The sequence below is a fragment of the Rathayibacter sp. Leaf296 genome, assembly GCF_001423045.1.
Classification (GTDB): Bacteria; Actinomycetota; Actinomycetes; order Actinomycetales; family Microbacteriaceae; genus Rathayibacter; species Rathayibacter caricis.
Genome location: NZ_LMNR01000001.1, coordinates 733066 through 758386, shown reverse-complemented (window position 1 = coordinate 758386; position 25321 = coordinate 733066). Strand labels below are relative to the sequence as shown.

Below are 25321 nucleotides of genomic sequence, written 5' to 3'. Positions count from 1 at the left end.
CAACGCCGCGTTCTCCCTGACACCGACCGGCGACCTCTGGTACTACGGCTACAAGATCGCCACGGGCGTCACCCAGGCCGTCGGCTACTACGGCATCAACGGCGAACAAGTCGACTACGTCGTCGGCACCGTCTGCTGACCCGGACGGCGAGCGTGAACCTCACCCGCGCGCCCTCTCGGGGAACGAGAGCAAGTGACCGCTCTCGTCGACTCGAGCGCAGGAGAAGCAGGTTCGACCCGATCCCCGCTCGCCATCGACGGTAAGACACGAGGCCCGGGAAGGCCGCCGCTCGAACGGAGGCCTTCCCGGGCTTCACGATCCGCGTCCCCCCACGACCCGAGGAGAGTGCCCGGAGGTCTCGATGGACAGGGTCATCACCCGCCCCGCTGCAGTGCCCGCCGCATCGCCGTCGCGTTGCGGAAGCCGGCCAGGCGAGCACGTTCGGCCGCCGTCAGCGAACGGCCCGCTGCTCCGTCTGCGTAGCTGCGGGCGACCGCCGCGCGGGCTGCCCGGATCGCCGCCGCCGGGCTCGCATCAGCCGACGAGAAGATGCGGTACAGGTACCGCTCCGAGATGCGCAGCTCGCGCGCGAGCGCGTCGATCGTGAAGGCGGGATCACGGGCTCTCTCGGCGATCACGTCCGTGGCCCGCTGATAGAGGGTGCGCTCGCGGAAGGAGAACGACGCACGAGCGTCGCCTTCCACTCCGGCCGAGACGATCGCGACGGCGAGTTGCGAGAACGCCAGCCGAAGCGCCGGCACCCCCTGCGAACGGACGTCGAGCTCGGTGTTCAGCACTGCGTTCGCCGCCGAGATGAGGGCCGCCCGGAACGAGGTGGCGATGTCGGGGAGCACCACGTGTTCGCCGAGCGCCTCGCGGAGGGCACCGGGCAGCATCGACGCCTCCACGGTGATCTCGAAGCGCGCCATCGACGTCTCGGCGACCGTCGTCGCGACGGAGCGGTCGGCGAGCACCAGTGCACCCGGCGGGCGGAGTTCGCTCCGCCCGCGTCCCGGGAACGCCACTGACATCGAGCCTTCGACAGGGACCACCACCAGAACGAATCCCTCGGCGACGGACAGCTCCGCCGTCACGGCGGTGTGCCACAGCCGGGCGAGCCGGAACTCTCCGCTCGCGAGTTCATCGGTCACCAGTCGCAGCTCGCGCGGGTCGGCGACCCTCGTGCCGCGCGTCGCGAGCCACTCCGCCGCCTCCACCCCGCGCAACGCGATGCCGCGGCTGAGTGTCGGCGCGTTCGGGCGAGCGTCGCTCATTCGGTACCCCTCGTCCCGGCGGTGGACTCTGCATCGGAGCTCACTCTGGCGGCGCCACCCCGTAGCCCTCACCCAAGTCGAACAGGTCGCCGCGGACGGTCCGAACGACAGTTTCCGCACAGATCCCGCTCATCGACCGCACGAGTCATCGGTCCGGGCCGACTCGGCCGAACCCCTCGGACACGATCGGTCCCGCTGCCGGACACGGCGCGTCCCTCCGCCGAAGCACTCGGCCCGCGAAGAGAAGAGCACCCATGAACGACAACTCGAACGACGTCCCCCTGACCCTCGACGGGAACGGAGGCGTCCAGCGCCGCACGATCGTCGCAGGAGCCTCGTGGACCATCCCCGTGATCGCGATCGCGACGGCGACTCCTGCAGCCGCCGCGTCGCTGCAGCCGACCCTCGAGTTCATCACCGTTCCCGCGACCGTGGACAGCTGCGCGACCTTGGGCGACGTGGTCATCGAGGCCACCACCGACGGATCGGCGCCCGTCGCCGACGGCACCCTCGTCACCGTCACCCTCCCGCCGGGCCTCACGTGGTCGGACGGCACCACGACCCCGAGGACCCTGCCCACGACGAGCGGGCGGGTGACCGTCACCGGGCTGAAGGCGACGGGCACCGCGAGCGGCCCGGTCACGCTCACGGCGAGCAGCGGGACCCTCCTGACGCCCGCGACCGTCACGGTGAGCCCCGTGGGTGTCGCGACCTTCCAGAACTCGGGAGAAGCGCCCGCCACGTATCCCGCCGTGCCCGGCGGGTCGACCGCCGTCGGCTACAACACCTTCCTCGCGCGAGACGGATCCCTGTGGCGGGGCAACAGCCCCCTCGGGGTGTTCGCTACCCCGGGCACCGTCGACGTGCAGTACGACCCCCGATTCGGGATCTACACGAGCTACGTCGACGCGAGCGGTGTCGCGAGCTTCTTGTTCCCCGACGGCACCGTGACGACCAACCCGTTGGTCCCGGCGGGATCCGAGAACCTCAGCTACGGCTTCTGGCTCGCGCCCGACGGGGGCTTCTACTACGTCGGCAGCGGCGCCACTGTCTACGCCTCCGCCCTTCCCGGGACCGGTGGCAGCGCCTACTCCGTCCTCAACGCCAGCACCTGGTTCACCTACATCGACCCCAGCGGTGTCGCGACCTTCAAGAACGGAGGCGACGCACCCACGACCTACCCCGCCGTTCCGGCTGGTTCGACCGCGGTCGGCTACAACACCTTCCTCGCGCCCGACGGATCCCTCTGGCGCGGCAACAGCCCCCTCGGGATCTTCGCGACCCCGGGCAGCGTCGACGTGCAGTACGACCCCCGTTACGGCGTCTTCACCACCTACCGCGACGCGACCGGAGTAGCCAGCTACTACTTCCAGGACGGCACCGTCGTCGCGAACCCGGCGGTGCCCGCAGGATCCACGAACCTCACCTACGGCTTCTGGCTCTCTCCCGACGGGGGTTTCTACGCCAGCAGCGGCAACACCGTCTACGCCACCGCCGTCCCCGGCACCGGCGGCAGCGCCTACTCCGTCCTCAACGCCAGCACCTGGTTCACCTACATGGCCCCCGCCTGCTGACGCCCCCACCGCGGAAGGCCGGCTCCTCTCCTCGAGGGGTCGGCCGTCCGCCGTGACAGGTATGCCGTCGGCTCCCTCGGCGGCGCGGTGCACTTGCGGAAGAGTCTCGCTGACCGCGGGAATAGATCGCGCTGCCCCGCGTTGTATCGCGATGTACATGCAAACGCATGGACCAGGCGCCGCACAGGCGCCGGCGATGGAAGGGGCGCACCTCATGCAGTTCGGAATCTTCTCGGTCAGCGACATCACGACCGATCCCACCACCGGAGCGACCCCGACCGAGTCCGAGAAGATCACGGCCGCGGTCACGATCGCCAAGAAGGCAGAGGAGATCGGCCTCGACGTCTACGCGCTCGGCGAGCACCACAACCCGCCCTTCTGGTCCTCCTCCCCCACCACGACGCTCGCGTACATCGCCGCGCAGACCGAGCACCTGCTGCTCTCGACCGCGACCACGCTGATCACCACGAACGACCCGGTGAAGATCGCCGAGGACTTCGCGATGCTGCAGCACCTCTCGGGCGGCCGCGTCGACCTCATGCTCGGGCGCGGCAACACCGGGCCGGTCTACCCCTGGTTCGGCAAGGACATCCGCCAGGGCATCGAGCTGACGATCGAGAACTACGACCTGCTGCACCGCCTCTGGCGCGAGGACTTCGTCGACTGGCAGGGGCAGTTCCGCACGCCGCTCCAGGGCTTCCAGTCGACGCCGCGCCCGCTCGACGGAGTCGCTCCGTTCGTCTGGCACGGCTCCATCCGCTCGCCGCAGATCGCCGAGCAGGCCGCCTACTACGGCGACGGCTTCTTCTCGAACCACATCTTCTGGCCCGCCTCGCACACGCAGAAGATGGTGCAGCTCTACCGTCAGCGCTTCGAGCACTACGGGCACGGCTCCGCCGACCAGGCGATCGTGGGCCTCGGCGGTCAGATCTTCATGGCCCGCAACTCCCAGGACGCGGTGAAGCAGTTCCGCCCCTACTTCGACAACGCGCCGGTCTACGGCCACGGGCCCTCACTCGAGGACTTCACGGAGCAGACCCCGCTCACCGTCGGCTCGCCGCAGGAGGTCATCGACCGCACGCTCGGCTTCCGCGACTACGTCGGCGACTATCAGCGTCAGCTCTTCCTGATGGACCACGCGGGCCTGCCGCTCGCCACCGTCCTCGAGCAGCTCGACCTGCTCGGCGAGATCCTGCCCGTGCTGCGTCACGAGTTCGACTCCCGCCGCCCCGCCCACGTCCCCGAGGCGCCCACCCACGCCTCGCTCGTCGCCGCCCGCGACGCGCAGCCCGTCGCCGTCGGCGCCTGAACGCCGCAAGAAGGAGTACCACCATGGACACCCGCAGGATCACCGTCCTCTCGGCCGGGCTCAGCACGCCGTCCTCCACCCGGCTGCTCGCCGACCGCCTCGCCGACGCGACCGAGCACGAGCTCGCGGAGCAGGGCTTCGCGACCGAGCGGAGCGTCGTCGAGCTGCGCGATCTCGCGCACGACGTGACGAACATGCTGCTGACCGGATTCCCGAGCCCCGCGCTGCAGACCGCGCTCGACGCCGTCTCGGGCGCCGACGGCCTGATCGCCGTCACTCCGATCTTCACCACGAGCTACAGCGGCCTCTTCAAGTCGTTCGTCGACGTGCTCGACACGGAGGCGCTGCGCGGCCTGCCCGTGCTGCTCGCCGCCACCGGCGGGTCGCCCCGCCACTCCCTCGCGGTCGACTACGCGATGCGCCCGCTCTTCAGCTACCTGCACGCGGCTCCGCTGTCGACGACCGTCTTCGCGGCGACCGCCGACTGGGGCGGAGAGGGTGAGGACGCTCGCGCCCTGCCCGGCCGGATCGAGCGCGCGGGCCGCGAGCTGGCGACGGAGGCGGCCCGGGCGTCGCGGTCCGTGCGCGATCCGTGGGCGCTCGACGGCTCCTTCGAGGGGATGCTCGGCAGGCGCTCCTGAGGGGAGCGTCGTGCCCCTACTCTCACAGGATCGCGGATCCGTCCAGTAGGAATCCGGCACTGACGCCCTGCGCGCCCCTGGCGTTAGCCTCCCCGAGGAGCCACTCCACGGCCCCCAGAAGGAGGCCGTCATGGGCATCGACCGAGCAGCACTCACCGCCTTCGACCGGGCGGTCCTCGACCGGAGGCGCTTCCTCGGAGCGCTGGGCGTCGCGGCGGCGCCCCTCGTGCTCGCCGGTTGCGGATTCGCTCCCGCGGCCCCGCAGTCCAGCGCCGGCAGCGACACCCTCACGTTCACCACCTGGGGCACCGACGCCGAGCTCGCCGGGTTCCAGCGGGCGATCGACCGGTTCCAGGAGGCGAACTCCGGCGCCACCGTCACGCTGAACGCGGTGCCCTACGAGCAGATGTTCACGAACATCGACGCCCAGCTGCAGGCGGGCAACCCGCCCGACGTCTTCCGCGTGCCGTACTACACCTTCGGCAGCTACGCCGGTCGCGATCAGCTGCTCGACCTCTCCTCCTATCTCGACGCCGACGTCGCCGACCGCTTCACCGAGGCCGCCTGGGCCGCGGTGCAGAGCGGCGGCAGCTCCTTCGGCGTCCCGCACCACACCGACACCTCGCTGATCCTCTACAGCACCGAGGCCCTCGCCACCGCGGGCGTCACCTCGTTCCCGACGTCGCCCGAGGAGGCGTGGACCTGGGAGGAGTTCACGGAGGTCGGCCGGAAGCTGCGCGCCTCGCTCCCCGCCGAGCGCTACCCCTTCGCCTACAACTGGCAGGGCAACGGAGTCACCCGCTGGCTCAGCCTGCTCTTCCAGGCCGACGGGCGCTTCCTGACCGAGGACCTGTCGGGGCCGGCGATCGACTCCGCTGCGGGCCGCGCCGCGATCGACTTCAGCCGCAGCTTCTTCACCGACGGCCTCGTGCCGCCGAGCAGCTCGGTGCAGGCCACCACCTACGCCAGCGACCTCTGGTACTCGCAGACCACCGCGATGACCTTCGCCGGCGCGTTCCTCATCCCCGACGCCGACGCGACCCTCGACTTCGAGTGGGGCGCCACCTACTCGCCGCGGAACGTCCGGGGCGGCGGCGACTTCGGCGGCAACGCCCTCGTCGCCACGAAGGCCACCGCGAACCCCGAGCTGGCCGCCGCGTTCCTCGCCTTCGTCACCGAGGAGGAGGCGATGAGCGACTTCTGCGCCGGAGCCTCGCTCCTGCCCACCCGCCGCGACCTGACGGAGTCGGGCATCGAGTTCGCGGTCCGCCCCGAACTGTCCGAGGTGTTCCTCGGCCAGGCGTCCACGGTGCAGGCGTCCGACTCGGCGCAGGTGGCCTCGCCCGACATGGCCGCGATCATCACGGTGCTCAAGGAGCAGCTCGAGCAGGCGTTCGTCGGCGGGCGCAGCACCGAGGACACGATCGCCGGCATCACCGACGGCATCGCGGCCGCCACGCAGTGAGCACTCCCGCCTCGGCACCGGAGCAGGTGATCGCGCGGCCGCCGCGCCCCTCCCGTGCCCCCGCCGCCCGCGAGTCCGCGGCGGCCTACGCGTTCCTCGCGCCGAACCTCCTGATGCTGGCGCTGTTCGTGTTCGTCCCGCTCGGCGGGGCGCTCCTCCTGAGCTTCCAGAGCACGAACGGCTTCGGCGACGGCGTCTTCATCGGCCTCGACAACTACGCCCGGCTCCTCCAGGACCCGCTCTTCTGGCGCTCCACCCTCAACACGGCGCTGTTCACGCTCATCGTCACGCCCGCGTCGATGGCGCTGGGCCTGGGGGCCGCGGTGCTGCTGAACTCGGTGCTGCCGGCGCGTCCGGTGTTCCGCTCGATCCTGATCCTGCCGATGGCCGTGTCGGGAGTGGCGACGGCACTGATGGGCGTGCTGATCTTCGACGAGAACAGCGGAGTCCTCGACGGGCTGCTGCAGACCGTCGGCCTGCCCCGCATCGCCTGGCAGTCGGGAGGAGCGGCGGCGTTCGCCTCCGTCGTGCTCGTCACCCTGTGGTGGCGCACCGGCTTCAACATGCTGATCTACCTGGCGGGGCTGCAGGGAGTGAACCCGGCGCTCTACGAGGCGGCCCGGCTCGACGGCGCCAACGGCTGGCAGCAGTTCCGGCACGTCACCCTGCCGCTCGTGGGCCCGTCGACGTTCTTCCTCCTCATCCTGAACGTCATCTACTCGTTCCAGGTGTTCGACATCGTGTTCGTCCTCACCGGCGGCGGCCCGCAGAACGCGACGTCGGTGCTCGTGACCTACGCCTACGACACCGGATTCGTCACCCGCGACCAGGGGTACGCCGCGGCGATCGGCATCGTCCTCCTCGTGCTGACGATGATCTTCACCGCGGTGCAGTGGCGCACCAACCGCAGCAGGGACCTCGTCGAATGACCGGCGCCACGCGCCTCGCCCGCACCGTCCGGCTGCTCCTCGCCCTGGTCGTCTCGGTGATCATCCTGTTCCCGCTGTACTGGATGGTCGTCGTCGCGTTCTCCTCGCGCGCCGAGCTGCTCGGCGGGACCCTGCGCCTGTGGCCGCGCGAGTTCACCCTGGTGAACTTCGAGCGCGTGCTGTCGTCCTTCCCCGTCGCGACCTGGTTCGGCAACTCCGTCGCGATCAGCCTGACGACGGCGATCCTCACCGTGGCGATCAACCTGCTCGGCGGCTACGCCTTCGCCCAGCTGCGCTTCCGCGGCTCCGGAGTGCTCTTCCTGCTCGCGCTGTCGACCCTCACCCTGCCCGTGCAGGTGATCATGGTGTCGCTGTTCCGGCTCGTCACCGACCTCGGCCTCTACGGCAGCTACTGGGCCGTGATCCTGCCCACCGCCGCCTCGGCCTTCGGCCTGTTCCTCTCGCGGCAGTTCATCCTGGCGATCCCGCGTGATCTGATCGAGGCGGCCCGGATCGACGGGGCCGGCCACTTCCGCGTCTTCACCGCGATCGTGCTCCCGCTCTCGAAGCCGCTCCTCGCCGTGCTGTTCTTCATGACCCTGCTCGGATCGTGGAACGACTTCGCCTGGCCGCTCATCGCGCTCAAGGAGAACGTGCTCTTCACCCTGCCGATGGGACTGCTCTACCTGCAGGGCCAGTTCGGCAGCGACTACGGCGGGACGATGGCCTTCGCGCTCATCAACGTCGTGCCGATGGTGGTGCTCTTCCTGGTCTTCCAGCGCTACTTCGTGCAGGGCTTCTCGCGCAGCGGCCTGCGATGACGGCGGGTGTCCGGCACCCGCTCAACGGCGACGCGCTGTCAATCCCCGATCCGGGCCTCCCCCCGGGAAGGGTGACCGCGATACCTTTTCCCCAGGCGCCGTTCCGGAGCGCTCCGAACGTGCCGTTCCCTCGGAAGGCGGGCTCCTCATGAGCACCATCGCCGCCAATGCCGCCCAGCAGCGGGTGGCAGGGCGCTACTACCTGATCGAGCGCATCGGCTCGGGTGGGATGGGATCCGTGTACCGCGCGCGCGACGAGACCGTGCAGCGCGACGTCGCCGTGAAGGTGTTCCGCGCCGAGGCGTCGAACCCGGAGGACGTCGCCCGCCAGGAGCGCGAGGTGCGGATGCTGAGCTCGTTCGCCCACCCCGGCATCGTCAACCTCTTCGACGCGGGACTGCACAACTTCGGCGGCGAAGTGCGCCGCTACGTCGTCATGGAGCTCGTCGCGGATCCGACGATGGAGGTCCGGCTCCAGGCGGGTCCGATGCCCGTCGACGAGGTGTCCGCGATCGGCACCCAGCTCGCCGAGGCGCTCTCCTACCTGCACGAGCGCGGAGTCGTCCACCGCGACGTGAAGCCGGCCAACATCCTCGTCAGCGACGTCGGCTCGAGCGGCTACGAGCACACCGCCAAGCTCACCGACTTCGGCGTCGCCCACTTCATGGACGGCTCGCGCCTCACCAGCGACGGCATCGTCATCGGCACCGCCAGCTTCGTCAGCCCCGAGCAGGTCGCGGGCGAGCCGATCAGCGGAGCGAGCGACGTCTTCTCACTCGGCCTGGTCCTCCTCGAGGCGCTGACCGGCCACCGGGAGTACTCCGGCACGGTCCTCGAGGCGGCCATCGCCCGCCTGCACCGCAGCCCCACCATCCCCCCGACCCTGCCGTCGGAGTGGCGCACGCTGCTCGCCGAGATGACGCAGCGCGACCCGTCCCTCCGGCCGACCGCCGACGAGGTGGCGCACCGGCTGCGCGGCGGCCTCGCTCCCGGATCCGGGTCGGTCGCGACGGTCGACGGGAGCCGCACCGCGCGGATCCGCCGCGGCGTGATCATCGGCTCGAGCGTCGTCGGCGTCGGCGCGGTCGCCGCGCTGTCCTGGATGCTCGGGCTGCTCGCCGGCCGCTGAACGCGCTGCCGCGTCTCGAGATGCAGCACCGCCTGGAGACGGGGATCTCGATACGCCCGCTCCGCGGGCTACTCGATCAGCAAGGTAGGACCGCGCACCCCGCGCGCTACTCGATCAGCGAGGGCACGACTGCGCACTCCGCGGGCTGCTCGATCAGCGAGCATCCCTGCTGGTCGAGTAGCGGCGCAGCCGCGTATCGAGACCCGCGGTCACCCGGCGCAGGCGGGATCAGGCCTCGCCCGGCAGGGCCTTCCGCAGGACGATGCGGGTCCAGGCGCCGACGTAGAGGCGGTCGCCCTCCTCGATCTCGCGGCGCTGGCCGGGAGCGATCGGCGTCTGCGGCAGCGCGGATCCCGCGGGCGCGAGGTAGGTGCCGTTGGCCGACTGCAGGTCCTCGACCCACCAGCGGTAGCCGTCGGTGCTCAGCTGGCAGTGCCGGCGCGAGACTCCGGAGTCGGTGCCGCAGTCGATCTGCGGCGAGATGCCGCGCGAGACGGAGGGGCGGCCGACGAGCAGCGAGCGCTCGCGCAGCACGACGACGTCCGGCGGTCCTGCGGAGGGCAGGGGGTCGTCGGCGCGCTGCTCCGCGTACCACTCGGGGTCGATCCAGAGCTCGGCGATCCACGGCTCGTCCTCCGACTCGACCGACGCGGGAACCGGCTCGGGCTCCGGGATCACCTCCGTGGGCGGCGCCGTCGCGACCGGGACGTCGAACCCGGCCTCCTGCTCCGGCACGAACGCGGTCGGCGCCTCGGGATCGGCGGCCGGCGCCGGAGCCTCGCCCGGGTGCGCACCGGGGTCCCCCGCCGGCGTCGCGGATCCGCCGACCTCGCCGGGAGCGCGCACGGCGCCCGACTCGGTGAACGGGTCGGCCTCGGGCAGCGAGCCCGTGGTGAAGTCGTAGCCGCAGTTCTCGCAGAACAGCGCGCCCGCCTCGTTGGGGTACGAGCAGTTGGGGCAGACGGCCGGCCCGGTCGGGATCGCCGTGGTCGGCGCGGCGGCGCTGGGCGCCGGAGCGGGAGACGGAGCGGCCTGGATCGGCGCGCCGCAGACGTCGCAGTAGTCGCCGGACGCGGAGGTGTGCCCCTCCGGGCACCGGTAGCTCACTTGCGCACCCGCGTGGTCTTGGTCGACGCCGTGTCGAGCGCCATCTCGTCCAGGCGCGTGACTCCGCGCTTCAGCCGCACGGTGCCCTCGTTCGGGTTGTCGATCTCGACCACCTTGCGCAGCTTCGCGGTCGCCTCGTCGTTGCCGGTGACCGCGGCGAGCTGCACGGCGCGGCCGAGCTTGACGGTGGCCGTCGCGTCGTCGCCGGCGGCCTTCGCCGCGAGTCCGTCCTGGATCGCCGAGGCCAGCTCGGTCTGCCCCGTGTAGTGCGCCACCGCGGGGTCGATGCGGGCGGTCAGGGCGGAGTCGTCGGTCCAGCGGGCCTTCACCAGCGCCGAGGCGACCACCTCGTCGCGCACGCTCAGCTGCACGCGGGCGGCGAGCTGCTCCGCTCCGACCGGCTTCGAGGCGACGCGGACCGCCACGTGGTACTCCCGCGACTCGTCGCCCCAGGCGCCCGTGGGGTAGGAGCCGGTCAGCGGGTTGACCGGGGTCCGGCGCGAGCTGAGGTCCTCGAGGTTCGGCGCGACCTGACGGACGAAGAGCAGCTGCGCGCCCTGCGGCGTCCACACGCGCAGCTCGCCGTTCGCGACTCCGCGGCCCATCGACGCCTGCATGAGCTGCTCGAAGTCGGCCGCCATGTCGGCCGGGTTCGCGATGAGGCCGACGGTGCCGAGCAGTGCGCTCGCGATCGTGCGCGCCTCCTCGACCACCCAGCGGGTGCCGACTCCGCGCACGTCGCACTGGAACGCCCCCTGGGCGGCGCGGATCGCGGCGTCGAGCTGCATCCGCGACTCGTGCTCGTTCTTGCCGTCGGTGAGGAGGATCGCGTGGCGCTGCGTCGCCTCCGGGACCGTCGCGAAGAGCTGGCGGGCGAGGGTCAGCCAGCTGCCCATCGCGGTGCCGCCGTCGGCCTGGAGGTAGCCGATGGCCTCGCGGGCCGCGGCGCGGGCGCCCGGCTCCATCCGCACCATCGAGACGGAGGCGTTGGGGTACGGGAACGCGCGGTCGGCGCGCTCGGAGCCCGCCACGACCGCGAAGAAGGTGCCGTCGAGGATCTGATCGACCGCGACCTGGGCCGCGCGCTTGGCGGCGGCCATGTTCTCGCCGGTCATGGATCCGGAGCAGTCCACGATGATGATCTCGGCGGCCGCTCCGTCGCTGCCGGCCGAGCCGGTGCCGGACGCGGAGACCGTCACGATCGCGTGCACATCCGTGGCGCCGTCCGAGAGGTACTCGTTCTGGAAAACACTCGCGCTGAACTCCGCCATTCCCGCAGTCTATTTCGCGTTCCGCGCCGCGCGGGGACACCGTGTCCGCGCTCACAGGCGGCTCCCCCGTCCGCGGGGGCGCGGCGGATGCTCGTGGCGCTGATCGGGACGGCGCTGCTGCTCGCCGGTTGCTCCGCCGACGGCGTCGGCCTCCCGCCGGGCGGCGCGCGCTTCGACTACCAGCTCGGCGGCGGCTACCCGCCCGCTGCGGGGGTCGAGCTCGTCGTACGTGATCGGGAGGACGTGCCCGAGCCCGGTCTCTACTCGGTCTGCTACGTCAACGCCTTCCAGACGCAGCCCGGCGAGCGCGAGGACTGGACGGGCGAGCGTGCCGCTCTGCTGCTGCGGGACTCCTCCGGCGCCGACGTGACCGACCCGGACTGGCCCGACGAGGTGCTGCTGGACGTGTCGACCGCGGTGAAGCGGGAGGCGCTGATGGAGATCGTCGCGCCGTGGATCGCGGGCTGCGCCGACAGCGGCTTCGACGCGGTCGAGGCCGACAACCTCGACTCCGCGACCCGCTCGCGCGGGCTGCTGAACGACTCCGACACCGCCGCCTTCGCCGCCGACCTGATCGAGGAGGCGCACCGGAACGGCCTCGCGCTCGGGCAGAAGAACGCGGCCGAGCGCGCACCGCAGCTGCGCGACCTCGGCTTCGACTTCGCGATCACCGAGGAGTGCGAGGCCTTCGACGAGTGCGACGCGTACACCGACGTCTACGGCGACCGGGTGTTCGAGGTGGAGTACACGGACGCGCCGGACTCCGTGTTCGAGCGGGCCTGCGCAGCGCGCGGCGACCGTATCGGCGTGCTGCAGCGCGACCGCGACCTGCTGGTGCCGGGCGAGGTCGGGTTCGTCTCGCGGCAGTGCTGACGCGGCGCGGCGGTCACCCCTGCGCGAACACCGGCACTGCCGACTCCGGCCGCGCCGACTCCCACCACTGCGCGTGGCGCAGCACCTCGAGGTCCGCGAAGCGCCGCCCCGAGATCTGCAGCCCGATCGCCCGGCCGTCGGAGGTCGTCCCGGCGTTGATGCTCGCCGAGGGCTGGCCCGACATGTTGTAGGGCACGGTGAAGGCGATGTGCGCCATGCCGCGGTCCTCGTGACCCCACGGCATCGGCCACTCCGCCGGGAACGCCGCGACCGGAGCCACCGGCGACAGGACCGCGTCGAACGGCAGCGTGGCCTCGACGGTCCGGCGGCGCAGCTCGCTGATCGCCTCGGTCGCCTCGAGCACTCGGCGTCCGGACACGTCCGCGCCTCCGTGCACCCAGGTGGTGATGAAGGGCAGGGCGCGCGCCTTCGCCTCGGTGGGCAGGTCGTAGTAGGTGCGCCAGAAGCGCACGCGCCAGAAGAGGTCGATCTGCTCGAGGACCCCGTCGTCGAGGAAGGCGGGCAGCTCGACGACCTCGGCCCCCGCGTCGGAGTAGGCGTCCGCGGCCGCGAGGACCGCCGCCCGGATCTCGGGGTCGACCGCCATGCCCGCGCCCGGATCCGTGTGCACGGCCACGCGGGCACCGCGGACGTCGAGCGCCCGGTCGTCCCAGTCGATCGACTCGGGCGGCAGCGAGGTGTAGTCGCGGGCGTCGGGTCGCGACAGCACCGACATCGCGAGCGCGACGTCCGCGACGGACTGCGCCAGCGGACCCGCCGCGCGCCCCTGGTAGGGGTTGTCGAGCGGGATGCGGCCGTCGCTCGGCTTGAGCGTCGCGAGCCCGAGCCAGGCGGCGGGCAGTCGCACGGAGCCGCCGATGTCGGTGCCGACGTGGAAGGTGCCGAAGCCCGCCGCGGCCGCCGCTCCGGCGCCGGACGAGGACCCGCCGACGGTGAGCGCGGGGTCCAGCGGGCTGCGGGTCACTCCGTGGGCGCTCGAGACTCCGGAGGAGAGCATTCCCCAGTCGGGCATCGTGGTCGAGCCGACGATCACGGCGCCCGCCTCGAGCAGACGCGCGACGACGGGAGAGTCCTGCCGCGGGACCGTCGCGGCGGCGGCCGCGGTCCCCGCGCGGGCCGGCAGTCCGACGCGGTACAGGTTCTCCTTGACCGTGACGGGCACTCCGTCGAGCCGGCCGAGGGGTGCGCCCGTGCGCCAGCGCTCCTCGCTCGCGAGGGCCGCCGCGAGCACCCCCTCCGGGTCGAGATCGCTGAAGGCGTTGATCGCCGGGTTCCGCTGCTCGATGTCGGCGAGGAGCTCCTCCGCCACATCGACCGGCGAGAGGTCGCCCGAGGAGTAGGCGGCCGCGAGGCGGGCCCCGTCGTAGCGGAAGGAGGTGTCGGTCGAGGGGGTCATCGGATCTCCTGGCGGTGGCGGATCGAGGGCGTGGCGGCGATGAGCGCCCGGGTGTAGTCGTCGACGGGGTTCTCGTAGAGCGCACGGGTCGGCCCCTGCTCCACGATGCGGCCGCTGCGCATCACCGCGACGCGGTCGCAGAGGTAGCGCACGACGCCGAGGTCGTGCGACACGAAGATCAGGGTGAGGCGGTACTCCTCGACCAGGTCGGCGAGCAGGTTCAGCACCTGCGCCCGGACCGAGACGTCGAGGGCGCTCACGGGCTCGTCGGCGACGAGGATCCGCGGGCGGCAGACCAGCGCCCGCGCGATCGAGATGCGCTGGCGCTGTCCGCCCGAGAACTGGTGCGGGTAGCGGGCGACGGAGTCGACGGGCAGGCCGACCGAGCGGATCACCTCGGCGACGCGGTCGGCGCGCTCGGACGCCGACACCGCGGCTCCGGTGTTCGCCGCGTTCAGCAGGGGCTCGGCGACGATGTCGCCGACCTTCATCCGCGGGTCCAGCGACGCCATCGGGTCCTGGAACACGATCTGGAGGCTGCTGCGCAGCTCGGCGAGGTCGGCGCGGCGGTGCGTCGTCAGATCCCGCCCGACCACCTCGAGGGCTCCTGAGGTCGGGGTGTCGAGCCCCGAGAGGATGCGGAGCAGGGTCGACTTGCCCGACCCCGACTCCCCCACGATGCCGAACCGGTCGCCGGCCCGGATCTCGAAATCGAGCCCGCGCAGGGCCTCGACCTTCTGCGGCGGCGAGAAGAGGGAAGTGCGGCCGCGCGTGTAGGTCTTGGTGAGACCGGAGGCGCGGACCACCGTCGGCGTCTCGGGGGCCGCCGCGCGCTCCTCGCGCCCCGCGTCCATCCGGTCGACCGAGCGGCCGGGGGTGTAGCCCTCGGAGGTCGCGACGGTGAAGAGGCGGCCGGCGGAGTCGGTGGCGTCGAGGTCGGAGGCGGCGAGCAGTCCGCGCGTGTACGGGTGCTCGGGCTTCGTGAACACCCGGTCGATCGGCCCCTCCTCGACGATCACTCCGGCGTTCATGACCAGCACCCGGTCGCAGGTCTCGCCGACCACGGCGAGATCGTGGGTGATGAAGAGGAGGCCGGTGCCCCGCTCCGTCGCGCTGCGCAGGACCAGGTCGAGCACCTGGCGCTGCACCGTGACGTCGAGCGCGGTGGTGGGCTCGTCGGCGACGAGCAGGGCGGGGTCGTTGGCCAGCGCGATGGCGAGGACGACCCGCTGGCGCTGACCGCCGGACAGCTGGTGCGGGTAGGCGCGCGCCGCCTCCTCGGGCGACGGCAGGCCGACGTCGGCGAGCAGCTCGACCGCGCGGCGGGCCGCGGCCCGGCGGTCCGGCTGGGTGCGGTGGATCCGCATCGCCTCGGCGATCTGCGTGCCGACCCGCATGAGCGGGTTGAGCGCGGTCATCGGCTCCTGGAACACCATCGCCATCGTCGAGCCGCGCAGCCGCGCCGCGGCGCGCTCGCCCAGGCCCACGACCTCGCCGGCGTCCTCGCCCACGCGCACGCTCCCCGTCGCGGTCACGGTGTCGGGCAGGAGCCCCATCACGGCGAGGGAGGTGAGCGACTTGCCCGACCCGGACTCGCCGATGAGGCCGACCCGCTCGCCGGCGCCGATGCGGAAGGTGAGGTCGTCGACGAGGAGGCGGTCCCCGGCTCGGACGGACAGGTGGGAGACGTCGAGGGCGGCGGGGCGGAGCTCGGTCATCAGCGGTTCCTCATCTTCGGGTCGAATCGGTCGCGGAGTCCGTCGCCGAGCAGGTTGAAGCCGAGCACGGCGAGGGCGATGGCCAGTCCCGGCACGATCGCGAGGTAGTCGTAGGCGCCGAGGAACTGCTGCGAGTCCTGCAGCATCCGGCCCCAGGAGGGCGTGGGCGGCTTGGTGCCGAGCCCGAGGAACGAGAGCCCGGCCTCGGCGAGCACGGCGACTCCGAAGTTGACCGAGCACTGCACGACGAGGATCCCGGCGATGTTCGGCAGCACGTGGCGCAGCGCGATCGAGAAGCCGGAGCGGTTGGCCGCGCGGGCCGCGAAGACGTAGTCGGTCGCCATCACCTGCAGCGTCCCTGCGCGGGCGACGCGGGCGAAGGCCGGTGCCGCTCCGATGCCGAGCGCGACCATCGCAGTCGTGGTGTCGGCGCCGAACACGGCTCCGAAGACGATGGCGAGCAGGAGGCCGGGGAACGCCATGACGACGTCGCTGCCGCCCATCACCAGGACGCCGATCCGCTTCGGCCGCATCCCCGCGAGGATCCCGAGCGGGACCCCGATCACGGCGGCGATAGCGACGGCGACCGTGCCGACCAGCAGGGTGATCTGCGCGCCGACCATGATGCCCGAGAGCACGTCCCGCCCGTAGCGGTCGGTGCCGAAGGGGTGCGCCGGGCTGGGGAACAGCAGCCGGTCGCCGGCGACGGAGCGGGTGGGGTCGTACGGCGTCCAGACGAGCGACACCAGGGCGGTGACCAGCACGAGCAGGATCAGCGCGGCGCCGATCCACAGCTGCGCGTCGGCGCCGAGCCGGAGCCGCCGGAGGCGTCCGGGCGGCCGGGTGATCAGGGCGGTGCGCGGAGGAGCGGACCGACCGGACTGCGGCTCGGTGCCGGGCGGGAGCACAGCGGTCATGAGGCCCTCCTGAGGCGGGGGTCGAGGAGCGTGAAGGCGAGGTCGACCAGGAAGTTGATCGCGACGATCGCCACGACGAGGACGACGACCACCGCCTGCACCGCGAGCAGATCGCGGTTGCCGACGGAGTCGACGAGGTAGCTGCCGAGACCGGGGATGCTGAACACCCGCTCGATCACGACCGCTCCGATGAACAGGCCCGCGAGCTGGACGCCCACGATGGTCAGCACGGGGATGCCCGCGTTGCGCAGCCCGTGCCGCACCAGCGCTGCCCCCGAGGTCAGCCCCTTCGAGCGGGCGGTCCGGAGGAAGTCCTCGCGCATGATCTCGAGCACCGCCGACCGGACGTAGCGGGTCAGGATCGACGCCTGCACCGAGCCCAGCGCGATCGCGGGAAGCGCGATGTGCGAGAGGAACGCGGGATCCGACGGCGGCACCCAGCCTCCGGAGGGGAACCAGCCCAGGCCGATGGCGAAGAACGCCACGAGCAGCACCCCGACGAGGAAGTTCGGCACGGCGACGCCGATCTGCGAGACGCCCGAGATGACGACTCCGGACGGGTGCCGCTGCCGCATCGCGGCGAACGTGCCGAGCGGGATCGCCACGACCAGGGCGATCAGCATCGCGACGACCACCAGGATCAGCGTCACCTGGAAGCGGTCGGACACGATCGGCGAGATGTCCTGCCCGCTGACGTAGGAGGTGCCGAAATCGCCGCGCAGGAGCCCCGCGAGCCAGTCGAGGTACTGCACGACGAGCGGGGCGTCGATGCCGTTCTCGGCCCGCCACGCGGCGAGCTGCTCGGGAGTCGCCTCGATGCCGAGCGCGACCGTGGCGGGGTCGCCGGGCATCACCCGGAGCAGCAGGAACACGACGATGGTCGAGATGAGCACGGTGGCGAGGAAGTTGCCGACGAGTGCGAGCATCCGCAGGGCCATGATCGCCCCCTTTCACGGGGATGGAGGGGTGGGCGGAAGGGAGCGGAGGCGGCGGCGCTCGCGGAGAGCGCCGCCGCCGGGACCGCTAGGACCAGGCCAGGCCGGTGAGGTCGAGCGACTCCGTGACGGAGTTGCCCGCGATGCCGGTGAGCTCGGAGTCGGCGATCACGATGTTCGGGAAGAGGAACAGCGGCACCGCGGGGACCTCGGCCGCCACGTCGGCGACGATCTCCTCCATGCCCGCGGCCCACTCCTCGGCCGACGCGGCATCGGCCTCGGCGGCGCGGGTCGCGACGGTGGGGTCGTCGTAGCCGAGGTAGTACCCCGGGTCGCCGAAGTTGGCGAGGAAGTCGCGCGGCTCGACGGCGAGGATGACGGACATCTCGTAGTCGTGGCGGGTGAAGACCTTGTCGAGCCAGACCGCGGGGAACTCGTCCGATGCGATGGTCGCGTCGATCCCGACCTCGGCGAGCTGCGAGACGACGACCTCGGACACGGCCGTCGCGTAGGGGCGGGTCGGGACGTCGAAGGTGATCGACAGGTCCTCGGCGCCGGCCTCGGCGAGCAGATCGCGCGCCTTCTCGGGGTCGTAGGGGTACAGGTCGGTGAGGTCCTCGTAGTAGGGGTCCGTCGGCGGGACCATCGCACCGATGAGCTCGCCGTAGCCCGCCCAGGCGGTGTCGATGATCGCCTGGCGGTCGAGGGCGTAGGCGATCGCCTGGCGCACCCGCAGGTCGTCGAACGGCGCCTCGGCGTTGTTCATCGAGAGCAGGATCTCGCCGTTGGAGGTGCCCTGGATCACCTGGAAGTCGTCGTTCGTCTCGAACTGCGCGACCAGGTCGGGGGCCTGCATGTTGTAGAGCATGTCGACGTCGCCCGCGCGGAGCGCGTTCGTGGAGGCGACCGCGTCGGCGAAGTAGCGCAGGGTCACGTCGGTGACGGCGGGCGCCTCGCCCCAGTAGTCGTCGCGGGCGGCGAGCGAGATGTGGTCGCCGGTGACGCGCTCGGTGACCGTGTAAGGGCCGGTGCCGACCGGCGTGTTCGCGAGGTCCGCGACTCCGCTCTCGTCGAGCATCAGGCCGACGCTGCCGCCCATGTCGAACAGCCAGGAGTTGCTGGGCCGGCTGAGCACGACCCTCGCCTCGGTCGGCGAGACGACCTCGACGCGGTCCAGGACCGCCATCTTCGCCTGGTTGATCTTCCAGTCGGTCTTCACGCGCTCGAGCGAGAACTTCACGTCGTCGGCGGTGAACTCGGCGCCGTTCGAGAACGTCACGCCCTCCTTCAGCACGAAGTCGTAGACGGTGCCGTCCTCGCTGACCGTCCAGGACTCGGCGAGCAGCGGCTGCAGGGCGCCGTCCTGATCGATCGCGACGAGTCCCTCGTAAACGTTGTTCATCAGGGCCTGCGGGATCGCGGCACCGGCGGTCGTCGTGAAGTCGAAGTTCGCGGGCTCGCCGGTCAGTCCGACGATCGCCGTGGGGGCGTGCTCGCCGCCGGACGAGGAGGACGACGAGGCGCCGGCGCCGGCGCTGCAGGCCGAGAGCGCGAGGGCGGAGAGGAGGGCGGCCGCGGCGAGCGCGGGACGTCGGGATCTGTGGGTCACGGGTGCGGCTCCGAGGGTCTGCGGTGCATGGTCGGGAGGGGGTGAGGTGCGAGGATCCGAGCCGGGAACGGCTACTGGTCTGACCAGTAGAAGGAACGCTAGGATGGCGCCGAGACGCGGGTCAAGCGAGGAAACAAAGATGTAACACCCGTCGCGACCCGACGCGGAGAGGAGCCCCGTGGCGTTCAGCCCCGTGCAGAAGGTCAGCGCGTACGAGTCGATCGTCGAGCAGATCGAGCGCGCCGTGGAGATCGGCGACCTCAAGCCCGGCGACCGCCTGCCGGGCGAGCGCCAGCTGATGGCCGACTTCTCGGTCAGCCGCGCCACGATCCGCGAGGCGTTGCGCGTGCTGCAGGCGACGGGACTCCTCGAGTCCCGCCCCGGCGATCCGCGGGGCCCGATGATCACCGCGTACTCGCCGCGGATCCTCGAGAAGTCCATGGCGCGCCTCGCCCATCTCGAGAGCATCAGCCGCGTGGAGCTGCTGCAGTTCCGCCTCCTGCTCGAGGGCCAGTCGTGCCTGCTCGCCGCAGAGAACCGCACCGCGGAGGATCTGGCCGGCATCGAGGAGCACCTCGCCGCCCTGCACGAGGTCGCCCGGGGCGAGGCCGACGGGTTCGGCGAGCGCGTGAACCGCTTCCACGCCGCGATCCGCCGCGCCTCCGGCAACCAGCTGATCGAGGTCTGCGGCAACGTCGTGGGTGGAGTGATGGCGCATCTGACCGAGGGCCGGCTGCGCTCCGAGACCGACCGGCTCGCACGGATGCGCCGCAGCGCGGCCGACGCCGAGACCCTCGTCGACGCCCTGCGCCGCCGCTCCCCCCGCGAGGCGGCCGACGTGTCCCGACGCAACATCTACCGCTACTACGCCGACGACCTCACGCCCGAGGAGGCCGCGGCGCTGGCCAGCTCGCTGCCGTCCCCGGTCGACGCGCCGGTCTGAACCCGACGCGCGACCGGTAGCATCGACCGCTCCGACAGGGAGCGGGACGCATGAGCGAGCCGAGACGGGCCTTCACACCGATCGAGCAGCGGATCGACGACGCCGCGCACCGGCTGCTCGCGCGGGGGCCGTCGACCGGTCCGCGCGCGGCGCTGATCGAGTTCCTCGTCTTCGGGGCGAAGCAGGCGTGGGCGTGCGTGTTCGGCGCGACGCTGCTCGCGCTCCTGCTCGCGGCCCGCCTCTGGTACCCGGACGACGCGGTGCTGGCGCGCAACGACCTGCTGACGATCGCGGCGGTCGTGCTGCAGATCGTGCTGGTCGCCACCCGCCTCGAGACGGGACGCGAGCTGTGGGTGATCGTGCTGTTCCATCTCGTCGGCACCGGCATGGAGCTCTTCAAGACCGACGTGGGCTCGTGGAGCTATGAGGCCGACGGCGTGCTGCGGATCGGCGCGGTGCCGCTGTTCAGCGGCTTCCTCTACGCCTCCGTCGGCTCGTACATGGTGCGGATCCACCGCCTCTTCGACCTGCGTTTCGTCCGCTGGCCGCGCCGCTGGCTGACGGGCGTCGTCGCGGTGCTGATCTACGTGAACTTCTTCAGCCACCACTACCTGCCCGACGCGCGCTGGCTGCTGCTCGCGGCCGTGGCCGTGCTCTGGGCGCGCAGCACGATGGTCTACCGCGTGCACCGCGGCGCGCACCGGATGCCGGTGCTGCTCGCCTTCGCTCTCGTCGCCCTCTTCATCTGGTTCGCCGAGAACATCGCCACCTACTCCGGAGCGTGGCTCTACCCCGACCAGGTCGCCGGCTGGCAGATGGTCTCCCTGTCGAAGCTCGTGTCGTGGTTCCTCCTGATGATCGTGTCGGTGGTCCTCGTGACCTGGGTGCATCCGCCGCGCGAACCCGACGCCGCCGTCAACCCCGGGAAGGGAGGCGCGGCCGTCTGAGACGCTGAGCCGTGCCCAGTTGGTCCCTCGCCCTCCTCAGCGGCGCGATCGGAGGAGCGACGCTCCTGATCGGCGCCGCTCTCGCCTGGTTCGTCCGCGTCCCCCCGAAGCTGACGGCCGCCGTGTCGGCCTTCGGCGCCGGCGTCCTCATCTCGGCCCTCGCCTACGAGCTCGTCGCCGAGGCGGCCGACGACGGCGGCCTCCTGCCGACCGTGCTCGGCACCCTGGCCGGAGCCGTCGTCTTCGTCGGAGCGGACGCGCTGCTCGCGCGCGCGGGCGCCGGGAACCGCAAGTCCTCCTCCGGATCGGGCGGCGGCGGCGGAGCGGCCATCGCTGCCGGCGCGCTGATCGACGGAGTGCCGGAGTCGATCGTGCTCGGGCTGTCGGTGGCGCAGGGCGGCTCGGGAGCGGCGATCAGCGTGCCGATCGTCGCCGCGGTCGCGATCTCGAACCTGCCGGAGGGACTCTCGTCGACCGCCGGGATGAAGGCCGACGGACGCTCCGCCCGCTACGTCTTCACGGTGTGGGGCGGGATCGCGGCGGCCTCGGCGGCGGCGGCCCTCGTCGGGTTCCTGGTGTTCGCGACGGCACCCGGAGCCGTCGTCGCGTTCGTCACGACGGTCGCGGCGGGCGCGATCCTCGCGATGATCTCGAACACGATGATCCCGGAGGCGTTCGACCGGGACGACGTGCTGACCGGGCTGTATGCCGTGCTCGGCTTCGTCACCGCCTTCACTCTGCATAGCCTCGGTTGAGGCGGTGACGAAGCCTCACGCACGCCGCGGGGCGGCGTGCCGCGGTCGGCTGTACTGATTCGCACGCCGCGGGGCGGCGTGCCGCGGTCGGCTTCCGCAGAGAGGTGCGTTCCGCAGAGCGTCCTGCGTTCGGCGACGGGAATCCGCTGGCACGCGGATTCCCGGATACGCCTCGTGGGTGCCGCTGGTCCGGCTTCCTCGTCGTCGGGGGAAGCTGAGGCGAGGATCGAACGGCTGATCGGTTCGGGGTGGAGGAACGGCGTGCTCGCCCGGTCGCCAGCGCGAAGGGGCGGCAGCGATGGCACGCGGGCGGAACCTCGGCCAGGAGTGCCCGTCGGCCACGATGGTGGCCGAGGGGCACTCCTGGCTGTCGTTGTGCGCGGCACAACCCCGGCCTGCCACTCCGGCGACGCAGGACGACGCCGCGCGGGCCTCAGAAGTAAGGCTCCCCGGCGCGATTCCGCGATCCTCGCCCGGATCAGCGGGTTCAGCCTTCGTTCTGCAGGCCGAGCGGTCTGCAACCGAGGCCGGGAGCCGACCAAGCGGCTCGATCGGACTCCGTCAGCCCTCCCGACCTCGATTCCCGACAGGACGACGGCCCGGACCCGAGGCGGCGGCAGCCCGCGTCAGCCGCTGAAGGCGGTCAGGGCGTCGTCGAGGATCGACATGCCGCGGGTGACCTGCTCGGGGGTGACGACGGCCGGCGGGACGACGTGGATCCGGTTGTCAGCGGTGAACGGCAGGAGCCCCCGCGACAGCAGGTCCGCCTTCAGTCGCGCGACCGAGGCGGCCGGCACCGGCGCTCGCGTGCCCCGGTCCTCGACGAGCTCCAGCGCCCAGAAGACGCCCGAGCCGCGCACCTCGCCGATGACGTCGTGCTTCGCCTGCAGGGCGGCGAGCCCCGGAGCGAGGTGCTCGGATCCGATGGTCTTCGCGTTCTCGACGATCCCCTCCTCCGCCATCGCGGTGAGGGTCGCGACGACGCTCGCCGCCGCGAGCGGGTGCCCGGAGTAGGTGAGCCCGCCCGGGAACACGCGGTCGTCGAAGTGGTGCGCGATCTCCTCCGAGATGACCACTCCTCCGATGGGCACGTAGCCCGAGTTGACGCCCTTCGCGAAGGTGATCAGGTCGGGGCGCACGTCGAACGCGTCGAAGGCGAACCACTCGCCGGTGCGGCCGAACCCGGCCATCACCTCGTCGAGGATCAGCTGGATGCCGTAGCGGTCGGCGATCGCGCGCACGCCGGCGAGGTAGCCGGGCGGCGGAGTGAGCACGCCGGCCGTGCCGGGGATGGTCTCGAGCAGGAACGCCGCGATCGACTCCGGGCCCTCGGCCTGGACGACGCGCTCGAGGTGGTGCAGCGCGCGCTCGCACTCCTGCTCGAGCGTCTCGGCCCAGAACTCGCTGCGGTAGAGGTAGGGGCCGAAGGCGTGCACGTGTCCGCGCGCGTACTCGTTGGGGATGCGGCGCCAGTCGCCGGTCGACACGATCGCCGCTCCGGTGTTGCCGTGGTACGAGCGGTACAGCGAGACGACCTTGTCGCGGCCCGTGAACAGTCGCGCCATGCGGATCGCGTTCTCGTTCGCGTCGGCTCCGCCGTTGGTGAAGAACACCTTCTCGAAGCCCTCGGGAGCGAGGTCGGTGATCAGGCGCGCGGCCTCGGCGCGGGTCTCGTTGGCGTACGCGGGGCCGACGGTCGTCAGCACCGCCGCCTGCTCCTGGATCGCCGCGACGACCTTGGGGTGCTGGTAGCCGATGGTGACGTTCACGAGCTGGCTCGAGAAGTCGAGGTAGCGGGTGCCGTCGACGTCCCAGACCTCGGCGCCCAGGCCGCCGGCGATCGGCAGCGGGTTCAGCGCCCCCTGCGCCGACCACGAGTGGAAGACGCGCGAGCGGTCGGCCTCGGTGACCGAGGCGTTGCTGCGGCCGGGGGCGGTGACGGGCGGAACGGTCTCGGTGCTCATGGTGTCCTTCCGGAGGCGGTGCGTCCCATCCTGCCGCGGAACCGTCACCGATGCGCGCGCCGATCCGTCCACTTCGGGCACCTACGATGGACGGATCGTCGATCCCGTCCTCAGGAGGCCACCGTGCCCGCGACCGTCCGCGACCTGCTCGCCGAGCCGGCGTTCGCCCTCCACGTCCTCGCGGGCGTGCACGACGAGGCGGCGCTCGACGCCCCGCTCGTCTGGGCGCACTCCTCCGACCTCGTCGATCCGACGCCCTGGCTCGAATCGGGGCAGCTGCTGCTCACCGACGGCGTGCACTTCGCCGGCGAGCACGCGGCCGACTTCTCGGAGGAGTACGTCGCGCGCCTGCGCGGCCGCGGCATCCGCGCGCTCGGCTTCGCGATCGGCATCGTGCACGACGAGGTGCCGGAGGCGCTCATCGCCGCCTGCGAGCGGCAGGGCCTGCCGCTGCTCGAGGTCGCCGATCTGACCCCGTTCATGGGCATCATCCGGTTCGTCGCCGACGTCATCTCGCGCGAGCAGCGCGAACGGCTGGAGTGGTCGCTCGAGGCGCAGCGCAGGGTCGCCCGCGCGGCGCTGCGGCCCGACGGCCTCGCCGCGATCCTCTCGGAGCTGGAGCGGCAGCTCGGCTGCTGGGTCGCCCTCTACGACGCGGTCGGCCAGCGGGTGCAGGTGCCCACCCGGCTCGACGTGCCCCTGGAGGCGGAGCGCTCGGTCGCCGAGGCCGTGCGGCACACGCTCTCGCGGGGCAGCCGGGCGGGGCTGCGCCTCGACGACGGGGGCGGAGTCACGCTGCAGACGCTCGGGCGCCGCGACCACCTGCGCGGCGTGCTCGCGGTGGGCACCGGCACTCCCCTGGATCCGGCGGGCAACGACCTCGTCGCGAGCGTCATCGCGCTCGCGAGCATCGCGCTCGAGCAGCGGCGCGCGCTCGACACCTCCCGGCGCCAGCTGCGCTCCGGGCTGCTCGAGCTGCTCGTGGCGGGGGCCTTCGACGTCGCGGCCCGCACGGCGCGTCAGGTGTGGGGCGCGCTGCCGGCCGCGCCGCTGCGGGTGAGCGTGCTGGCGGAGCCGGTGCGCGGCGATTCGCTGCTCGACGAGCTCGAGGTGGTCGCGGAGGAGAACGGCGCGCGCCTGTTCTTCGCCGAGCGCGAGGGGGCGCTCGTGCTGATCACCGGGGAGGAGGATCTCGAGGTGATCGCCGCGGTCCTGGGGCGGCACGGCGTGTCGGCCGGCGCCTCCGCTCCGACCGACTGGGCGTCGCTCGAGGCGGCCCTGCAGGAGGCGCAGCGGGCGGCCGAGCGCAGCTCCGCCGAGCGGCCGCTCCTGCGCTTCGAGGACCTCGCCGCGCAGGGGATGCTCGGACTCCTGACCGCCTCGGGCGCGGAGCCCCTCGCGCGCCGCCGGCTCGCTCCCCTGCTGAACTCCGAGGGCGCCGTGCTGCTCGAGACCGCACGCGTCTGGCTCGGCCGCAACGGCGCCTGGGAGCCCGCCGCTCGCGAGCTCGGCATCCACCGGCACACCCTCCGCAACCGCATCACCGCGATCGAGCGCCTGCTCGGCGTCGACCTCGACGACGTGTCGTCCCGCACCGAGCTCTGGCTGGCCCTGGCGTTCGTGCGCTGAGCGAGCCCACTGCGGGAAGCGGGGGTCTCGATACGCCGCTGCGCGCCTACTCGACCAGCAGAGATGAGCGAGCGCAACCGGCGATCCGCGTCC

General features: G+C 72.0%; 21 protein-coding genes. 12 read left to right on the top strand and 9 right to left on the bottom strand.

Going from position 1 to position 25321, the window contains the following annotated elements:
• Positions 1–375: 375 nt before the first annotated feature.
• Positions 376–1275, bottom strand: a complete 900-nt coding sequence (locus ASF46_RS03395) for a hypothetical protein (RefSeq protein ID WP_056866426.1) — start codon at positions 1273–1275, stop codon at positions 376–378.
• A gap of 254 nt (positions 1276–1529) precedes the next feature.
• Here ASF46_RS03395 and ASF46_RS03390 point away from each other — a divergent pair, with 254 nt between their 5' ends.
• From ASF46_RS03390 to ASF46_RS03360, 7 genes are all read left to right on the top strand, one after another.
• Positions 1530–2849, top strand: coding sequence for a hypothetical protein (locus ASF46_RS03390; RefSeq protein WP_056866425.1), 1320 nt, complete (start codon positions 1530–1532; stop codon positions 2847–2849).
• Positions 2850–3063: 214 nt separating this feature from the next.
• The gene (locus ASF46_RS03385; RefSeq protein WP_056866424.1) at positions 3064–4158 is read left to right on the top strand and encodes an LLM class flavin-dependent oxidoreductase; all 1095 of its coding nucleotides are present in this window, start codon (positions 3064–3066) and stop codon (positions 4156–4158) included.
• A 23-nt stretch (positions 4159–4181) separates the two neighbouring features.
• Positions 4182–4799 carry an FMN reductase gene (locus tag ASF46_RS03380; RefSeq protein ID WP_056866423.1) on the top strand — a complete coding sequence of 206 codons (618 nt, stop codon included), beginning with the start codon at positions 4182–4184 and terminating at the stop codon, positions 4797–4799.
• A gap of 130 nt (positions 4800–4929) precedes the next feature.
• Complete coding sequence (locus tag ASF46_RS03375; RefSeq protein ID WP_082485200.1) at positions 4930–6264, top strand: ABC transporter substrate-binding protein; 1335 nt, start codon at positions 4930–4932, stop codon at positions 6262–6264.
• Positions 6261–7193, top strand: a complete 933-nt coding sequence (locus tag ASF46_RS03370) for a carbohydrate ABC transporter permease (protein WP_235576841.1) — start codon at positions 6261–6263, stop codon at positions 7191–7193. The genes ASF46_RS03375 and ASF46_RS03370 overlap by 4 nt, the downstream gene beginning before the upstream one ends.
• Entirely contained in the window at positions 7190–8014 is an 825-nt protein-coding gene (locus ASF46_RS03365) for a carbohydrate ABC transporter permease (protein WP_056866422.1), read from the top strand. Before ASF46_RS03370 ends, ASF46_RS03365 begins: the two co-directional genes overlap by 4 nt.
• Positions 8015–8162: 148 nt before the next feature.
• Positions 8163–9143, top strand: coding sequence for a serine/threonine-protein kinase (locus ASF46_RS03360; protein WP_056866421.1), 981 nt, complete (start codon positions 8163–8165; stop codon positions 9141–9143).
• Between the two features lie 228 nt (positions 9144–9371).
• Here ASF46_RS03360 and ASF46_RS03355 read toward each other — a convergent pair whose 3' ends face one another.
• A complete protein-coding gene (locus ASF46_RS03355; RefSeq protein ID WP_056866420.1) occupies positions 9372–10250 on the bottom strand; it encodes an FHA domain-containing protein in 879 nt (292 codons plus the stop codon).
• Positions 10247–11521 carry a VWA domain-containing protein gene (locus ASF46_RS03350; protein ID WP_056866419.1) on the bottom strand — a complete coding sequence of 425 codons (1275 nt, stop codon included), beginning with the start codon at positions 11519–11521 and terminating at the stop codon, positions 10247–10249. The genes ASF46_RS03355 and ASF46_RS03350 overlap by 4 nt, the downstream gene beginning before the upstream one ends.
• 87 nt (positions 11522–11608) lie before the next feature.
• On the opposite strand from ASF46_RS03350, the gene ASF46_RS03345 reads away from it, so the two are divergent.
• Complete coding sequence (locus ASF46_RS03345; RefSeq protein WP_056866418.1) at positions 11609–12394, top strand: endo alpha-1,4 polygalactosaminidase; 786 nt, start codon at positions 11609–11611, stop codon at positions 12392–12394.
• Positions 12395–12407: 13 nt separating this feature from the next.
• On the opposite strand, the gene ASF46_RS03340 is transcribed toward ASF46_RS03345, so the two are convergent.
• The 5 genes from ASF46_RS03340 to ASF46_RS03320 all read right to left on the bottom strand — a co-directional run bounded on the left by ASF46_RS03340 (position 12408) and on the right by ASF46_RS03320 (position 18990).
• Entirely contained in the window at positions 12408–13811 is a 1404-nt protein-coding gene (locus ASF46_RS03340) for an amidase (protein ID WP_056866417.1), read from the bottom strand.
• A complete protein-coding gene (locus ASF46_RS03335) occupies positions 13808–15529 on the bottom strand; it encodes a dipeptide ABC transporter ATP-binding protein (protein ID WP_056866416.1) in 1722 nt (573 codons plus the stop codon). The genes ASF46_RS03340 and ASF46_RS03335 overlap by 4 nt, the downstream gene beginning before the upstream one ends.
• Complete coding sequence (locus tag ASF46_RS03330; RefSeq protein ID WP_082485198.1) at positions 15529–16446, bottom strand: ABC transporter permease; 918 nt, start codon at positions 16444–16446, stop codon at positions 15529–15531. Before ASF46_RS03330 ends, ASF46_RS03335 begins: the two co-directional genes overlap by 1 nt.
• On the bottom strand, positions 16443–17384 hold the full coding sequence (locus tag ASF46_RS03325; protein ID WP_055786729.1) for an ABC transporter permease: 942 nt from the start codon (positions 17382–17384) through the stop codon (positions 16443–16445). Before ASF46_RS03325 ends, ASF46_RS03330 begins: the two co-directional genes overlap by 4 nt.
• An 85-nt stretch (positions 17385–17469) precedes the next feature.
• Entirely contained in the window at positions 17470–18990 is a 1521-nt protein-coding gene (locus ASF46_RS03320) for an ABC transporter substrate-binding protein (RefSeq protein ID WP_056866415.1), read from the bottom strand.
• A 178-nt stretch (positions 18991–19168) separates the two neighbouring features.
• Here ASF46_RS03320 and ASF46_RS03315 point away from each other — a divergent pair, with 178 nt between their 5' ends.
• From ASF46_RS03315 to ASF46_RS03305, 3 genes are read left to right on the top strand one after another with little or no spacing between them, the layout of a single operon-like run.
• Positions 19169–19933, top strand: a complete 765-nt coding sequence (locus tag ASF46_RS03315; protein WP_055786724.1) for a FadR/GntR family transcriptional regulator — start codon at positions 19169–19171, stop codon at positions 19931–19933.
• Between the two features lie 50 nt (positions 19934–19983).
• A complete protein-coding gene (locus tag ASF46_RS03310; protein ID WP_056866414.1) occupies positions 19984–20880 on the top strand; it encodes a DUF817 domain-containing protein in 897 nt (298 codons plus the stop codon).
• An 11-nt stretch (positions 20881–20891) separates the two neighbouring features.
• Positions 20892–21635 carry a ZIP family metal transporter gene (locus ASF46_RS03305; RefSeq protein WP_056866413.1) on the top strand — a complete coding sequence of 248 codons (744 nt, stop codon included), beginning with the start codon at positions 20892–20894 and terminating at the stop codon, positions 21633–21635.
• Positions 21636–22261: 626 nt separating this feature from the next.
• Here ASF46_RS03305 and ASF46_RS03300 read toward each other — a convergent pair.
• Entirely contained in the window at positions 22262–23599 is a 1338-nt protein-coding gene (locus ASF46_RS03300) for an aspartate aminotransferase family protein (protein ID WP_056866412.1), read from the bottom strand.
• 123 nt (positions 23600–23722) lie between these two features.
• On the opposite strand from ASF46_RS03300, the gene ASF46_RS19070 reads away from it, so the two are divergent.
• On the top strand, positions 23723–25228 hold the full coding sequence (locus ASF46_RS19070; protein ID WP_056866411.1) for a PucR family transcriptional regulator: 1506 nt from the start codon (positions 23723–23725) through the stop codon (positions 25226–25228).
• The last annotated feature ends 93 nt before the right edge of the window (positions 25229–25321 follow it).

What these genes read in the sequence shown, in the direction of transcription:
- ASF46_RS03395 (WP_056866426.1), bottom strand. Translation starts at nt 1,275, where the DNA reads ATGAGCGACGCTCGCCCGAACGCGCCGACACTCAGCCGCGGCATCGCG.
- ASF46_RS03390 (WP_056866425.1), top strand. Translation starts at nt 1,530, where the DNA reads ATGAACGACAACTCGAACGACGTCCCCCTGACCCTCGACGGGAACGGA.
- ASF46_RS03385 (WP_056866424.1), top strand. Translation starts at nt 3,064, where the DNA reads ATGCAGTTCGGAATCTTCTCGGTCAGCGACATCACGACCGATCCCACC.
- ASF46_RS03380 (WP_056866423.1), top strand. Translation starts at nt 4,182, where the DNA reads ATGGACACCCGCAGGATCACCGTCCTCTCGGCCGGGCTCAGCACGCCG.
- ASF46_RS03375 (WP_082485200.1), top strand. Translation starts at nt 4,930, where the DNA reads ATGGGCATCGACCGAGCAGCACTCACCGCCTTCGACCGGGCGGTCCTC.
- ASF46_RS03365 (WP_056866422.1), top strand. Translation starts at nt 7,190, where the DNA reads ATGACCGGCGCCACGCGCCTCGCCCGCACCGTCCGGCTGCTCCTCGCC.
- ASF46_RS03360 (WP_056866421.1), top strand. Translation starts at nt 8,163, where the DNA reads ATGAGCACCATCGCCGCCAATGCCGCCCAGCAGCGGGTGGCAGGGCGC.
- ASF46_RS03350 (WP_056866419.1), bottom strand. Translation starts at nt 11,521, where the DNA reads ATGGCGGAGTTCAGCGCGAGTGTTTTCCAGAACGAGTACCTCTCGGAC.
- ASF46_RS03345 (WP_056866418.1), top strand. Translation starts at nt 11,609, where the DNA reads ATGCTCGTGGCGCTGATCGGGACGGCGCTGCTGCTCGCCGGTTGCTCC.
- ASF46_RS03340 (WP_056866417.1), bottom strand. Translation starts at nt 13,811, where the DNA reads ATGACCCCCTCGACCGACACCTCCTTCCGCTACGACGGGGCCCGCCTC.
- ASF46_RS03335 (WP_056866416.1), bottom strand. Translation starts at nt 15,529, where the DNA reads ATGACCGAGCTCCGCCCCGCCGCCCTCGACGTCTCCCACCTGTCCGTC.
- ASF46_RS03330 (WP_082485198.1), bottom strand. Translation starts at nt 16,446, where the DNA reads ATGACCGCTGTGCTCCCGCCCGGCACCGAGCCGCAGTCCGGTCGGTCC.
- ASF46_RS03325 (WP_055786729.1), bottom strand. Translation starts at nt 17,384, where the DNA reads ATGGCCCTGCGGATGCTCGCACTCGTCGGCAACTTCCTCGCCACCGTG.
- ASF46_RS03310 (WP_056866414.1), top strand. Translation starts at nt 19,984, where the DNA reads ATGAGCGAGCCGAGACGGGCCTTCACACCGATCGAGCAGCGGATCGAC.
- ASF46_RS03300 (WP_056866412.1), bottom strand. Translation starts at nt 23,599, where the DNA reads ATGAGCACCGAGACCGTTCCGCCCGTCACCGCCCCCGGCCGCAGCAAC.